At 33.2% G+C, this 13,537-nt stretch carries 15 protein-coding genes; all 15 read right to left on the reverse strand.

The features are described 5' to 3' along the window. Positions 1-3 precede the first annotated feature (3 nt). Positions 4-849, reverse strand: a complete 846-nt coding sequence (locus FLP08_RS00610) for a glycosyltransferase (RefSeq protein WP_156272984.1) — start codon at positions 847-849, stop codon at positions 4-6. After that, positions 846-1,688 (reverse strand): polysaccharide pyruvyl transferase family protein, encoded by an 843-nt coding sequence (locus tag FLP08_RS00615; protein WP_156272986.1) that lies wholly within the window; start codon positions 1,686-1,688, stop codon positions 846-848. The genes FLP08_RS00610 and FLP08_RS00615 overlap by 4 nt, the downstream gene beginning before the upstream one ends. A gap of 141 nt (positions 1,689-1,829) precedes the next feature. Continuing rightward, positions 1,830-2,771: a glycosyltransferase family 2 protein gene (locus FLP08_RS00620; protein ID WP_156272989.1), complete on the reverse strand. Its 942-nt coding sequence runs from the start codon at positions 2,769-2,771 to the stop codon at positions 1,830-1,832. Between the two features lie 208 nt (positions 2,772-2,979). Then, positions 2,980-4,101 carry a DegT/DnrJ/EryC1/StrS family aminotransferase gene (locus tag FLP08_RS00625; protein WP_156272991.1) on the reverse strand — a complete coding sequence of 374 codons (1,122 nt, stop codon included), beginning with the start codon at positions 4,099-4,101 and terminating at the stop codon, positions 2,980-2,982. After that, the gene (locus tag FLP08_RS00630; RefSeq protein ID WP_156272993.1) at positions 4,098-4,637 is read right to left on the reverse strand and encodes an acyltransferase; all 540 of its coding nucleotides are present in this window, start codon (positions 4,635-4,637) and stop codon (positions 4,098-4,100) included. The genes FLP08_RS00625 and FLP08_RS00630 overlap by 4 nt, the downstream gene beginning before the upstream one ends. An 8-nt stretch (positions 4,638-4,645) precedes the next feature. Further along, positions 4,646-5,062 carry a sugar 3,4-ketoisomerase gene (locus FLP08_RS00635; RefSeq protein ID WP_156272995.1) on the reverse strand — a complete coding sequence of 139 codons (417 nt, stop codon included), beginning with the start codon at positions 5,060-5,062 and terminating at the stop codon, positions 4,646-4,648. Further along, positions 5,046-5,453 (reverse strand): sugar 3,4-ketoisomerase, encoded by a 408-nt coding sequence (locus tag FLP08_RS00640; protein ID WP_156272997.1) that lies wholly within the window; start codon positions 5,451-5,453, stop codon positions 5,046-5,048. The genes FLP08_RS00635 and FLP08_RS00640 overlap by 17 nt, the downstream gene beginning before the upstream one ends. Continuing rightward, positions 5,443-6,315 carry a glucose-1-phosphate thymidylyltransferase RfbA gene (gene rfbA, locus FLP08_RS00645; RefSeq protein WP_156272999.1) on the reverse strand — a complete coding sequence of 291 codons (873 nt, stop codon included), beginning with the start codon at positions 6,313-6,315 and terminating at the stop codon, positions 5,443-5,445. The genes FLP08_RS00640 and rfbA overlap by 11 nt, the downstream gene beginning before the upstream one ends. Before the next feature lie 34 nt (positions 6,316-6,349). Beyond that, positions 6,350-8,146: an ABC transporter ATP-binding protein gene (locus FLP08_RS00650; protein ID WP_156273001.1), complete on the reverse strand. Its 1,797-nt coding sequence runs from the start codon at positions 8,144-8,146 to the stop codon at positions 6,350-6,352. Then, positions 8,146-9,183, reverse strand: coding sequence for an NAD-dependent epimerase/dehydratase family protein (locus FLP08_RS00655; protein ID WP_279326983.1), 1,038 nt, complete (start codon positions 9,181-9,183; stop codon positions 8,146-8,148). Before FLP08_RS00655 ends, FLP08_RS00650 begins: the two co-directional genes overlap by 1 nt. 52 nt (positions 9,184-9,235) lie before the next feature. Further along, on the reverse strand, positions 9,236-10,264 hold the full coding sequence (rfbB, locus tag FLP08_RS00660) for a dTDP-glucose 4,6-dehydratase (protein ID WP_156273003.1): 1,029 nt from the start codon (positions 10,262-10,264) through the stop codon (positions 9,236-9,238). 3 nt (positions 10,265-10,267) lie between these two features. Beyond that, positions 10,268-11,524: a sulfate adenylyltransferase subunit 1 gene (locus tag FLP08_RS00665; protein WP_156273005.1), complete on the reverse strand. Its 1,257-nt coding sequence runs from the start codon at positions 11,522-11,524 to the stop codon at positions 10,268-10,270. A gap of 53 nt (positions 11,525-11,577) precedes the next feature. Continuing rightward, positions 11,578-12,483, reverse strand: a complete 906-nt coding sequence (gene cysD, locus FLP08_RS00670) for a sulfate adenylyltransferase subunit CysD (RefSeq protein WP_156273007.1) — start codon at positions 12,481-12,483, stop codon at positions 11,578-11,580. Next, the gene (gene cysC / locus FLP08_RS00675) at positions 12,483-13,079 is read right to left on the reverse strand and encodes an adenylyl-sulfate kinase (RefSeq protein ID WP_156273009.1); all 597 of its coding nucleotides are present in this window, start codon (positions 13,077-13,079) and stop codon (positions 12,483-12,485) included. Before cysC ends, cysD begins: the two co-directional genes overlap by 1 nt. Continuing rightward, on the reverse strand, positions 13,072-13,530 hold the full coding sequence (locus FLP08_RS00680; RefSeq protein WP_238388424.1) for a DUF2061 domain-containing protein: 459 nt from the start codon (positions 13,528-13,530) through the stop codon (positions 13,072-13,074). The genes cysC and FLP08_RS00680 overlap by 8 nt, the downstream gene beginning before the upstream one ends. Positions 13,531-13,537 lie beyond the last annotated feature (7 nt).

The raw sequence follows: 13,537 nt of genomic DNA on the forward strand, positions 1-13,537 counted from the left end.
TTATTATTTGCAAGCTAAATACCTTAAAAACTTCAAATAGGTTTTCAAATTCATTGGTGCTTCCTTAATGGCTCTTTTCTGCCATTTTAACGCTTTCTTTTTCTTCCCTAAGCGAAAATAACTCATGGCTACTGTTTCAGCGGAACGCAATGGAAAGTCATAATCCTTAACTCTATAATTCTTGTATTTTTTAAATAGGTATTTATAAGTTTCTATTTTTTTTTTCTCACGCAACAATTCTTTTTGATCCTCTGAATTATGGTTGTACTCAAATGTGAGGAACTTACCGGACTTAATGGAAATTTTATTTTCCTTACATAGCTTCGTTAATCGAATAAATAACTCAAAATTTTCAGAAAATGTAAGATTTGTATCGTATCCTCCCGCATTAATAAAAAGGTTTCTATTCACAATAAAAGACCCAACTAAAGTATTTAAAGTATAGAATTGTGTTAAAGCCCCTTTAACCCTGGGATAGATTTTTCTTTTACCCGAGTACATATAAGCTCCTGATACAATTCCGGTCTCATTCTCAGAGTTTATCAAATCGGAGAAATCTTTGATGGCATTATCAAATAATTTATCGTCCGCATCCAAAAACATAATATATTCTCCAGACGCAACTTCAACACCATAATTTCTTGCAGCGCTTACCCCCTTATTATCCTGATAATAATATCTTATATTATTTTGTGAGAATGTCCTTTTAATTAAAATATCGGTATTATCACTACTCCCATCATCTATAATTATCAACTCCCAATTATTACTATTCTGATTAATAACTGAGTTAATAGTTTCACTTATTGAATCGACACAGTTGTACGTGGCTATTATGATAGATATCATACTACATTATTCTTAAGATGAGATATAAGATTTTCTCTTAGTATTTTCAAATCCGGTAAGGTCGCTTTCTTTTTAAGTTCTTCGAAGTTTGGTTGCCCAAGATCTTCAATTGCCATGATATTGTTTATACTAACGCTAGCATAGTAATCATGGAATTTGAAGTGACCTCCAGCAATATTTTTACTCAAATCAACCCATACAGAGGGAATCCCATAGGCATGAGAAATTATCACGCCATGGAGAGAACTGGAGACGGTAAATTCACTTGCTTTTATTTGTTTAACAAAATCTTCAAAATCACTAAAAATATCGATAAATTTTATATCCTTATTCTTGCATAACTCTTTCACCACGGGTAATTCCTGGTCTATATAATGAGGTATAAGTCCCATTTTGCACTTTTTCTCGACTTCAATGGGATCAAAAAAAAGGGGGCACAATATAGCTGGATCTCCATAAATCTGAGGAGCATCCACCCCAAGATCTAATAACTTTTTTCTGGTTAATGGCCCTCTACAGCTTATTACCTTTTTTGGCTTGACAGGCATTAAACTATTTTCTCGTTTAAAACCGGACCCGATGACATTAAGGTTTCTAACCTTTGAATTATCCAGAACACTACCTCCAAAGGTGTATACCTTTGGAAAACCAACATTAATAACATCTTTAATATTTATAGCTTCCTTTTCAAAAGTTTTCTCAAATAAAGTGCTACATAAGACATCACCAATGTTTTCTGAAGTATTTTCATTCTGAGACCATTTTACAATACGCTTCTCTTTTCCTATTTTTAATAAAATTTCAATATGGTTTTTTAATCTTCCAAATACATTTCTCATTTTTATGACATATAATTAAAAATTGTTGAACTTCATTCTTAGTTTAAGATCGAAGAGTAAAATCTAAACCTGATCTGACCAGTATTTTGAACAAGAATCTTCATTTCTAAGAAGCCGATAATTTTAGTTCTTTTTTATTATTTATAACTGCTTAATTTTCTTCAGAAAAAATAAAGGACTTAACAACCTTAAAAATTTAAGATTAGTCTCAAAACTTTTTTTATTTCCAGTCATTAAAATTAATTCATTAAATAAATACTGATTATAGAATTCAATAACTACAAAGGGATGTCTAATAAATAAATTCCAATTAATATATTTCATTATAGTTTTTCTCATTTTTAATTTTTTCCATTCTGAAATAGCTTGCTCCCTATTTTGATTATAACTGATCGAGTTCTTATGCACCCTATATTTAACGGTGGAGATAGGAAAAAATCCTAATTTTAATCCAGAAAAAGTTGCATGCAGGTACAATGGAAAATCTTCATTAACATATTCTGTATTAAACCTACCTAATTTTTCAAGGGTTTGTTTTTCAAAAAAAATTGTAGGTGGATTCATTGGGTAATTCCTTATTAATAGATGCAAAAACTGAGAATTGGCATTTAAATTGAAAAAAAAAGGTACAGTGTTTAATTGCTTCCTATTTATATTACCTAACCTTTCATTCTCACTATCAGCAAAAAATTCCGCAATGCTAAAAATTATCTTTTCTGAATGCCTTTTAACATATTGTATATTCTTCTGGATACAATTTGGCAACAATAAATCATCACCAGCAATAATTTTTATCCAATCTCCTCTGGATTGAGCAAGCCCGCGATTACAGTTGGCTGGAATACCTGTATTTTTTTCTGGAACAATTATTTTTACTCTTTTAAATTTATCTTTATTTCCTATTAGCCAAGCTTTACATGTAGCTATGGTATCATCCGTAGAAAAATCATCACTTATAATTAATTCTATATTTTTATATGTTTGTCTTTTAACACTTTCCAAAGTTTCAATTACGTAGTCGGAACTATTATAGGTGATTACGACAATACTTACAAGTGGTAAACAAACCTCCTTATTCTTCATAGGAATTTAAAATATTTTAGAAGTACAACTTAAATTTTTAATAAAAAAACCATTTCTGATTTTTTCCTTGGGGTCATTTTTCATGTGTGTTTTTGGTGATAGAAAAAAATTACTCTCAACCAAAACGGTATAGTCAGTTATTATATCCCAGATATAGGAATTGATAATACCTTACGTGTAAAATGTTAAAAATTTTCAAGGGTGGCCACTACATATTAAATTTATTAAGAAATGCTACTACTTTTTTCACCTCTGTTTTTGGCATTATAGGACTTAAAGGAAGGCTTAGAACTTCCTTATGAATTTTTTCAGTTATCGGATAATTTTGCTGATTTAATTCTTTATAAGCATTTTGTAAATGAGGCGCGATAGGATAATGCACCAAGGTCTGTATGTTATTTTTATTTAAATAATTTTGTAAACTGTCACGTGACTGACTACGTATTACGAAAAGATGCCATACATGCTCTTCCAAAACCGTCAGATTTTTTTGACCTCTAACTTCAGGAAGAACAATATTCTTATTATGGATATTTTCAATATAATAATTCGCAATTTCACGCCGACGTTGGTTATCTTCATCAAGACGTGCAAGCTTGATTCTTAATACTGCTGCCTGCAACTCATCAATCCTTGAATTAAGTCCCTTATATTCATTTACGTATTTTTCTCTCGAACCATAATTGGCTAGAGACCTCAAAGTTATCGCTAGTTCTTCATCATTTGTGGTAACAGCTCCAGCATCACCTATGGCACCTAAATTTTTACCGGGATAAAAACTATGACCCGCGGCGTCACCCAAGGAACCGGTGCGGTTATTTTTGTAATATGCTCCTGCTGCCTGTGCATTGTCTTCAATTATCTTAAGTTTATATTTTTTAGCGATTCTAGTTAGTTCATCATTCATTGCATTCAAACCGTATAAATGAACTACCATCAATGCTTTGGTTTTGGGTGTGATTCTTTCTTCGATTTTGGAAGAATCAATATTGAAAGTATTTATATTTGGTTCAACAAGTATTGGTTTGAGTCCGTTATCAGAAATTGCCAAAAGAGAGGCGATATATGTATTTGCGGGTACAATTACTTCATCACCGTCTTGCATCACGCCCAATTCTTTATATGATCGTAATATTAGCCGAAGTGCATCCAAACCATTAGCTACACCAATACATTCAGAAGTACCAATATATTTTTTATATTCCATCTCAAATTGAGATACCTCCTCACCTAATAAATACCAGCCAGAATCTATTACACTTTTGACAACCTGAGATAAACGAGGTTCAAAACTTGCATTAATACCTTGGATATCTAAAAATTTAATCATTTTAGTATCGGTTTATTTTTTTCTAATATATATATTTTACCCTCTTTACTGACGAGAGATTTATTTAGCAAAGTTCCGTCCTCGGTAATATACCCCTTATGGGTAGCAGGATTACCGTACCAAACCGTGTAAGGAGGTATGTTTTTCGTTATAACGCTTCCAGCACCGATAAAGGCATATTCTCCTATTATCACTCCTGCAAGTATTGTTGAATTTGCTCCAATAGAACTTCCTTTTTCCAGCGTAGTCCCTACAAAACTATTTGGATAAACTTTTGAGCGAGGAATTAAATCATTAGTAAATGTTGCATTGGGTCCTACAAAAACTTTATCCTTTATCCTTAAACCATCCCAAATCTGTACCCCAGATTTTACCGTTACATCATTTCCAATAATAACATCATTTTCAATGAAAACATTAAAATTTATATTACAGTTTGCTCCAATTACGGCATCCTTTAAAATCACACAATTTTGCCATATGGTAGTTCCATCACCTATTTTATTTGTTTGCACTTCAGCTGAAGAATGAATCATTCCTATAATTATTTTAATTTTTTGAATACTGAATAATCCCGAACATAATCGTTTTCATCATATTTATGAGAAGCCATCACTAAACATATCGCTCCAGAGGAAAAATTCTTTAACTCTCTCCACAAACCTGGTACAATGTGTAGCGCATAATCAGGCCTATTTAAAGCAACATTTTTTTTTGATACTCCATCATCCAGAATAACGTTAAAGCTTCCACTGGCAGCAATGACATATTGTTCCAGCTCATAGTGAGCATGTCCTCCTCGTGATTCACCTCCCGGAATATCATATAGATAATAGATTCTTTTGATATCAAAAGGTATATTCGAACCATTTTCTAATACAGTTATATTGCCCGATTTACTATGAACTTTGGCTACTTGAATTATGGAGCAATCGAAAACAGTACTATTTTTCAATTTCATTTTTAATTATCTTAAATTCATCAAAATCTCGTATGTAATCCTTTTGATCAAAAGGAATGGAGGAAACAATTAATGCTAGCGAATTAGTAGAGAAATTTTCAATACTTCTCCAAAGTAATTTTGGAATATAAAGCCCATAATAAGACCTGTTTAAATTAAACTGAGTTTCATTTTCACCATCATTTAGAATCACATCAAAACTACCAGAAAGAGCAATTATAAACTCCTGTGATTCTTTAAAAGCGTGACTTCCTCTTATTTCTCCTCCAGGAACATCATAAATCCAATAAGTTCTTTTAATCTTAAAGGGAATATGGTTTTCCTCCTCTAAGAAAGAAAGATTGCCACGAGGATCTTCAAGCTTTGGCAAGTGAATTAATTTACCGCTCATATTCTTCTAAAATAGTTTGAAGGTATTCTCCATACTTACTCTTTCCATATTTTTTAATTGCAGACTTAATTTCACTTTTAGTTATGAATTTATGTAGAAAAGCAACTTCTTCTATACATCCTATCATTTCGCTCTGTCTATTTTGCAAAACTCTTATAAATTCTGTTGCATCATCTAAAGATTCTACCGTTCCTGTATCAAACCAACTCATACCTCTGGTCATTACACCAACTTCAAGATTACCATCTTTCAGGTACATATCGTTTATAGAGGTAATTTCTTTCTCACCACGAGCAGAAGGTTTAACCTTTTTTGCATACTCGACTACGCGGTTATCATAAAAATATAATCCTGGGACGGCATATTTGGATTTTGGCTTTTCTGGTTTTTCTTCGATATTAATAGCCATGTTATTCTCATCAAATTCCACAACTCCATAACGCTCCGGGTCTTTAACTGGATAGGCAAATATAGAGGCGCCTTCAATACCTACCTTACTTCTTAAGAGACTTCCCAAACCATTACCGTGAAAAATATTATCTCCCAACGCAAGTGCAACTCTATCGCTACCAATAAATTCTTCTCCAATTATAAAAGCTTCTGCTAGCCCATTAGGTTCTTCTTGTACAGCATAATGAAATTCACATCCTAAGTTAGATCCATCTCCTAAGAGCTTTTTGAAGGCATCTTGATCATTGGGTGTAGTTATAAATAAAATTTCTTTAATACCCGCAAGCATCAGTACTGATAATGGATAATATATCATTGGTTTGTCATATACCGGTAATAGTTGTTTACTTACCGCTAACGTAATAGGATATAACCTACTTCCTGAGCCGCCTGCTAATATTATTCCTTTCATAATTTGAGTATCACGAATTTTAAAAATTCTTAAATTATATTTCCTGAAGTTCTACCAGTTTATGGAAATATTTTGATTTAGTTAAAAGTTCATTAAAGGTCCCTACTGTGGTACTACCTTCTTTCATTAAAACAATTCTGTCTGCATTTCTTATTGTAGAAAGTCGATGAGCAACTATCAAAATAGTATATTTCCCTTTCAATGCATCGATATTCTTTTGGATAATATTTTCAGTTTCTGAGTCTAGTGCAGAAGTCGCTTCATCTAATATTAATAGTTCAACTGTTTTAAAAAGCTCACGGGCGATCGATATCCTTTGTTTCTGTCCTCCACTAAGATTAGCACCATTATTATCTAAAACGGTGTTTTCTTTGTTAGGAAGTGCATTTACAAAATCTAAAATTGAAGCTTCATTAACTGCGTTCCAAAACTTGGTTTTATTTTCTTCGGTTTCAGGACTCCATAAGGCAACATTGTTAAAGATTGTATCATTAAAAATTACCGGGTCCTGAGTAATATAACCAACCTTTTGCTGAAATGATTCTGTTTCAATATCTCCAATATTTTTATCATTGACATAATAACTTCCCGAATCTAAAGGAAGTAATCCGGATAGAATATTTACAATAGTCGTTTTCCCACTTCCGCTTTCTCCAACAAATGCAATAGTTTCAAACTTTTCAATTTTTAAAGAAATATTATTCAATACTTTTTGATTACCATAAGAAAAATTAGCCTTATCCATTTCAAGCATTTCTATCGATTTAATTGAAATCCGATTTGCTTTCACACTTTCCTTATTCACCTTTAGTTCCCTTCCAAAAGAAGCCATGTTTTCCATAGAACCTGAGAAACTTAAAAACTTACTCCATCGAATTTGTAATTGCATTAAATAACTTAGGGCTCTGTAAAAAAATAGAAGACTAATTAATATTGGTCCCAATTCTGATCCTAGGAAATTAATTTGAACATAAATAACAGTAACGACTACAATAATAAGAATTGGTTCCCTGGCCGACCCTAATAGAGCATTAAGCTTTCCAATTTTTTTATTACGCTTTTCAATCTTTACAGCGGACTTTTCTAACTTCGAACTAAATTTCTCTAAAGTTCCAGTAGCCTTTAAATACTTATAATTCCCCACATGTTGAAGTACTAAATTTTGAAAGAAATTTGTTTCTCCAGTTAAGGACCGGGAAGTGGACTTTACATACCTATAGAGGTTCTTATATAAAAGATCACTAAGTATACCTCCTATTGTAACCAGTATAGCAAAAACAGAATCAATTGTAAAAGCAAAAATGGTATAAACAGAAACAAGTATAGCATACTGTAAGGCAAAGAAATAATTTTGAAAAGCATTTGCTATTCTATCTACTTCTCCGGTTAAAGTATTCTGAATGCGTCCAGCATCTGTTCCTACAAAATAACTGTACTTAAGTTCGTTTAAACCATGTATATTCTTTAGCCTTAAATTCTTTATAAACCATTGTTGCACAGTTACCTTATAAACCCCCGCGAGGTACTGGACAGCGCCTTTGGAAAAAAAGAAAAAGATCATAAATCCCAATACAGTAAGCAGATTCAAGGGAATAGTGGAATTTTCGATAAAATCCACAAGAAATCTTAAATTTCCTAGACTTTCTGGTTCAACACTTTCTGGGTTATCTACAATCTGTAACAAAGGTAAAAATAGGGAAAGACCAAATCCATCTAAAATTCCTATAACAATACTTAAACCAACAACTATAAATACTCTATGTTTTAAATGAGAATAAAAAAATGAGAAGCTCTGAAAATATTTTCTTATAAAACGTTTTAATTGCTCCATTATTTAATATTATAATATTCACGATACCATTTAACAAAACTATTGATACCTTCCTTAACACCTATTGTTGTATTGTATTCATAATCCTCCCTTAAAGAATCAATATCAGCCCAGGTCTTATATACATCTCCTGGTTGCATGGGGAGCATATCTTTCTTTGCCTCTATTCCTAATTGATTTTCAATTTCTTTAACAAAACTCAATAACCTTACTGGCTTACTATTTCCAATATTATAAATTTTATAATTACTATTAGGAATTTTATTTAATACTTTGTAAATCCCATTTATTATATCGTCTATATAGGTAAAATCTCTCTCTAATTCACCATAATTAAAAATTTTTATGGGACTTCCTTTTATAATAGCATTTGTAAATAGATTCATTGCCATATCCGGACGACCCCAAGGTCCATATACTGTAAAGAATCTAAGCCCTGTTGTTTTAAAATTATAAAGGTGGCTATACGTATAGGCCATTAATTCATTACTTTTTTTAGTAGCCGCGTAAAGACTAATGGGATGATCAACATTATCTCCTTCTGAAAAAGGAACCTTCTGATTTTGCCCATAAACACTAGAGCTGCTAGCATAGACTAAATGCTTAGTCTCATAATTACGGCAACATTCTAGCAAATTTGCAAAACCGACTAAATTACTATCGATATAGGCTTCTGGATTTTCTAGACTATATCTAACCCCAGCCTGAGCTGCAAGATTACAAACTAATTTGAAATTTTCTTTCACAAATAATTTGGGTAATTCTTTCCTATCTTCCAGATTCATACGGATGAAAGAAAAGTTTTTATAATGTATACTATTTGTAAGCTCCCCTTCTTCTTTAGCCTGATCTTTACCTATACCTAATTGCTCCAGCCGATCAAGTTTCAAATCTATGTCATAATAATCGTTAATGTTATCTAGCCCAACTATTTGGAATCCGGAATCAATTAATCTTTTACACAGATGAAAGCCAATAAATCCAGCAGCACCAGTTACTAAAATTTTTTTTGGCACCAATTTTGGTTTTTCTATCATTTTTATTCTTTATGTGTCTAGACTTAGTTTTCCTTTAAGCGAAATAATATTTCTAATAATCACCTGACTGGATATGGCTTAACCATTTTCGATTTTCAAGATACCAGTCTATTGTTTGTTCGAGACCTTCTTTAAAGGTTACTGAAGGTTCCCAACCTAATTCTTTTTTGATTTTACTTGCATCTATAGCATAGCGCTTATCATGCCCTGGTCTATCTTTAACATATGTTATTAGTCCGGCTGATTCACCCACCTTCCTTTCCAATTTTTCATCCATAATTTCACAGAGCAAAAGAATTAAGTCGATGTTTTGCCATTCATTAAAGCCTCCAATGTTATAAGTTTGATTCTTATCACCTTTATGAAAAGCCATATCTATGGCCTCGGCATGATCTATTACAAAAAGCCAGTCCCGAGTATATTTCCCGTCACCATATACTGGTAAATCCTTATTTTCTAAAATATTATGAATAAATAAAGGAATTAGTTTTTCAGGAAATTGATTTGGTCCATAATTATTAGAACAATTAGAAATTATATATGGAATTCCATATGTTTCTCCATAAGCCCGCACAAAATGATCTGAACTTGCTTTGGAAGCAGAATAAGGGGAATTTGGATCGTATGCTGTGGATTCAGTAAATAACCCAGTTTCTCCCAATGTACCATAAACTTCATCGGTACTTATATGATAGAAAAGCTTATTTTTAACCTCACCTTTCCAGATATTTTTTGCGGCATTAAGTAAATTTAATGTTCCAACAATATTTGTTCTAACAAAAGCTAGGGGATCGGAAATAGAGCGATCTACGTGAGATTCGGCTGCCAGATGTATAATCCCATCAAATTTATATTTCTTAAACAGTTTATCAATAATGCTAGCATCATTGATGTCGGCCTTTAAAAAGGTATAATTTTCTTTTTTTTCAATATCTTTTAAATTTTCCAGGTTACCGGCATAAGTTAAAGCATCTAAATTGAAAATTTCATATTCAGGATATTTATTCACGAATAAACGAACAACATGGGATCCTATGAAACCAGCGCCTCCGGTTATTAAAATTTTTTTCTTTAAAACCATTTGTTAAATTATCATCCCCGCTGCAACGGTTTCATTAGTATTTTCATCTATTAATATGATACTACCCGTATTCCTATTATCTCTGTAGGAATCTAGCATTAACCTATGCGTAGTTCTAACAGTCACCCGGGCGATATCATTCATACCCAGCTCCTTATCCTCAGGATTCCTCGAATAGGAATTAATATCAATTTTATACACCACCTCTTTTATCATGGCCCTTTGCTCATTAGAGGTATGCATCACCGTATATTTCGCCCGCGGCTTAGCGGCATCATTATTTAACCAACAAAGCATCACATCAAATTCCTGTTCCCCTTCAGGTTGATTATTTTTCTTAACGATCATATCACCTCTACTTACATCAATGTCATCTTCCAAAGTTATAGAAATTGACATTGGAGCATAGGCCTCTTCTATTACCAGATCTCCAGCATTAATAGATTTGATACGTGAAGTAAATCCAGAAGGTAAGACGGCCACTTCATCTCCTTTACGGTAAATACCACTCGCTACTCTACCGGCGTACCCTCTATAATCTCTGTGTTCGTCGCTTTGGGGTCGCAAAACAGTTTGCACTGGGAATCTGGCATCGATTTTATTGATATCACTACTAATATGAAGAGTCTCTAAAATATTTAATAAAGTTCCACCCTGATACCAGTCCATATTTTCAGAACGATTTACAACATTATCTCCCAACAGAGCACTCATAGGAACAAAACGAACATCCTTCACTAATAATTTAGAGGAAAACTCTTCAAATTGCCCAATGATCTCATTGTATCTCTCTTCAGAAAAATCAACCAAATCCATTTTATTAATACAGACAATAAGGTGTGGAATATTTAAAAGAGACGCAATAAAAGAATGCCTCTTAGTTTGTTCAATTACTCCATGCCTGGCATCAATTAAAATCAAAGCAGCATTAGCAGTAGAAGCCCCTGTAACCATGTTTCGAGTATACTGTATATGGCCAGGAGTATCTGCAATTATAAATTTCCTTTTAGGAGTTGTAAAATATCTATATGCGACATCTATGGTTATCCCCTGCTCTCTTTCATCTTTCAATCCATCTGTGAATAAGGCTAAATCTACCCCGTCATGACCTTTTTTTGCACTTGTATTCGTTACAGACTCTAACTGATCTTCAAAAATCGATTTAGAATCATATAACAATCTACCTATAAGGGTACTTTTTCCGTCATCGACACTTCCGGCGGTTGTAAATCTTAATAGCTGATTATTATTGATCTCCATTTTTATATCTCTAATCTTTAATTCTACTATTTGTTTAAAGCTTGGCCTTTACACTAAAAATAACCTTGCTTTTTTCGATCTTCCATGGCAGTTTCTGATCGCTTATCATCAGATCTATCTCCCCTCTCAGTCTTTCGCATAGCTGAAACTTCATCAGCAATTTTTTCTAAACTATCTGCATCAGATTCGATTCCTCCGGTAATGGTAATGTCTCCTAAAGTCCTGAATCGGATTTTCTTCCTTTCGATCTTTTCTCCCTCTTCAAGCTTCAAATATTCAGATACCGGAATCCATGAATTATTTCTAAAAACTACCTCCCTCTCATGAGCAAAATATAAGGACGGGATACTGATATTTTCTCTTTTAATGTAGTTCCAAACATCCATTTCAGTCCAATTACTAATAGGAAAAGCCCTGAAATGTTCCCCTTCGAAATGTTTTCCATTCAGCAAATTCCATAATTCTGGACGCTGATTTTTTGGGTCCCATTCCCCGAAGTCATTTCTATGGGAGAAAAATCGCTCTTTAGCTCTGGCTTTCTCTTCATCTCTTCGTCCTCCTCCTATTGCACAATCTACTTTGTTTGATTCTATAGCATCAAGAAGTGTGGTGATCTGAAGGGCGTTCCTAGTAGCATTCTTACCTTTCTCTTCTGCTACCCTACCCTGATCTATAGATTCCTGTACTGAACCCACAATTAACTGCGCTCCAAGGCTTTCTATTAAATCATCCCTGAATTTTATGGTTTCCGGAAAATTGTGTCCTGTATCCACATGCATTAATGGAAAAGGAATTTTACTGGGATAAAATGCTTTTTTCGCTAAATGCGTAACCAAGATCGAATCTTTTCCTCCTGAAAATAAAATTACAGGATTTTCAAACTGAGCCCAAACCTCGCGCAAGATGTAGATTGCTTCGGATTCTAACTCGTCAAGATAATTCAGATAATATTTACTCATTATTTAGTTATTTCCAATTTACTTTTAATTAAGCTTATAATTCTTGAAACCGATTCCTCCGCATCCTCTATATTAGTTTTTACTTCTATGGATGGATTTATCGGTGGTTCATAAGGCGCATCAATTCCAGTAAAATTTGTAATTTCCCCAGATCGTGCCTTTTTATATAGACCTTTTACATCCCGAGATTCACAGACTTCAAGGGGAGTATTCACATACACCTCAAGAAAATCTTTTTCCCCTATTATTTCCCTGATAAAATTACGATCTGAAGCTAAAGGAGAAATAAAAGAAGCTATTACCACATTGCCAGAATCTACAAACAATTTAGCAACTTCAGCAATTCTTCTAAGATTCTCTTCTCTGTCTTCGCGACTAAAGCCTAAATTTTTATTTAAACCTCCCCGAATATTATCACCATCTAAAGAAAAAGTATGAATTCCAATATCATATAACCTTTTTTCCACCATATTGGCCAGGGTGGATTTACCTGAACCGGAAAGTCCGGTGAACCATAATACAAAGGATTTATGTCCCTTCAATTTATTTCTATTAGCACGGTCCACCTGAAACTTATGGGAAACTATATTATTCATCGCTATATTGAAAATTTTTCTTTTTTAACTCTCTATTACGCCTTTGCTGGAGCCCAAAGTCATATTTGTACCATGCTCTTTCGTGAAAATAATATAATATCATTTTAGTAACCAGTTCTATTCCTCCGATCTTCAAGCCTGTAAAAGGATTACCTGATATCCACCAAGCAAGTAGCATAGTATCTATAGTTCCTACAATTCGCCAGGTAAAGGTTTTTGCTACATGACGCTTCCTGCTGTCCCCATTTTTTGTTACCCCTGCCTTAATATTAAACCAAATACGTTCATGCAAATAATACAACACCATTTTGGTAAGCACCTCTGAGAAGCCGATTTTTACTCCTGTATAAGGATTACCGGTCACAATCCAAGATAGAATAATAGTATCAATAGTTCCTATTATCCTCCAGGTAATTGACTTTGCAATATGTCTTTTATAAACTTCAGGCAAAAAAATG

The organism is Christiangramia aestuarii, from assembly GCF_009735585.1.
Lineage (GTDB): Bacteria > Bacteroidota > Bacteroidia > Flavobacteriales > Flavobacteriaceae > Christiangramia > Christiangramia aestuarii.

Excerpts from the sequence above, each read along its gene's own strand:
- FLP08_RS00610 (WP_156272984.1), bottom strand. The coding sequence starts at position 849 with ATGATATCTATCATAATAGCCACGTACAACTGTGTCGATTCAATAAGT.
- FLP08_RS00615 (WP_156272986.1), bottom strand. The coding sequence starts at position 1,688 with ATGAGAAATGTATTTGGAAGATTAAAAAACCATATTGAAATTTTATTA.
- FLP08_RS00620 (WP_156272989.1), bottom strand. The coding sequence starts at position 2,771 with ATGAAGAATAAGGAGGTTTGTTTACCACTTGTAAGTATTGTCGTAATC.
- FLP08_RS00625 (WP_156272991.1), bottom strand. The coding sequence starts at position 4,101 with ATGATTAAATTTTTAGATATCCAAGGTATTAATGCAAGTTTTGAACCT.
- FLP08_RS00630 (WP_156272993.1), bottom strand. The coding sequence starts at position 4,637 with ATGATTCATTCTTCAGCTGAAGTGCAAACAAATAAAATAGGTGATGGA.
- FLP08_RS00635 (WP_156272995.1), bottom strand. The coding sequence starts at position 5,062 with ATGAAATTGAAAAATAGTACTGTTTTCGATTGCTCCATAATTCAAGTA.
- FLP08_RS00640 (WP_156272997.1), bottom strand. The coding sequence starts at position 5,453 with ATGAGCGGTAAATTAATTCACTTGCCAAAGCTTGAAGATCCTCGTGGC.
- rfbA (WP_156272999.1), bottom strand. The coding sequence starts at position 6,315 with ATGAAAGGAATAATATTAGCAGGCGGCTCAGGAAGTAGGTTATATCCT.
- FLP08_RS00650 (WP_156273001.1), bottom strand. The coding sequence starts at position 8,146 with ATGGAGCAATTAAAACGTTTTATAAGAAAATATTTTCAGAGCTTCTCA.
- FLP08_RS00655 (WP_279326983.1), bottom strand. The coding sequence starts at position 9,183 with ATGATAGAAAAACCAAAATTGGTGCCAAAAAAAATTTTAGTAACTGGT.
- rfbB (WP_156273003.1), bottom strand. The coding sequence starts at position 10,264 with ATGGTTTTAAAGAAAAAAATTTTAATAACCGGAGGCGCTGGTTTCATA.
- FLP08_RS00665 (WP_156273005.1), bottom strand. The coding sequence starts at position 11,524 with ATGGAGATCAATAATAATCAGCTATTAAGATTTACAACCGCCGGAAGT.
- cysD (WP_156273007.1), bottom strand. The coding sequence starts at position 12,483 with ATGAGTAAATATTATCTGAATTATCTTGACGAGTTAGAATCCGAAGCA.
- cysC (WP_156273009.1), bottom strand. The coding sequence starts at position 13,079 with ATGAATAATATAGTTTCCCATAAGTTTCAGGTGGACCGTGCTAATAGA.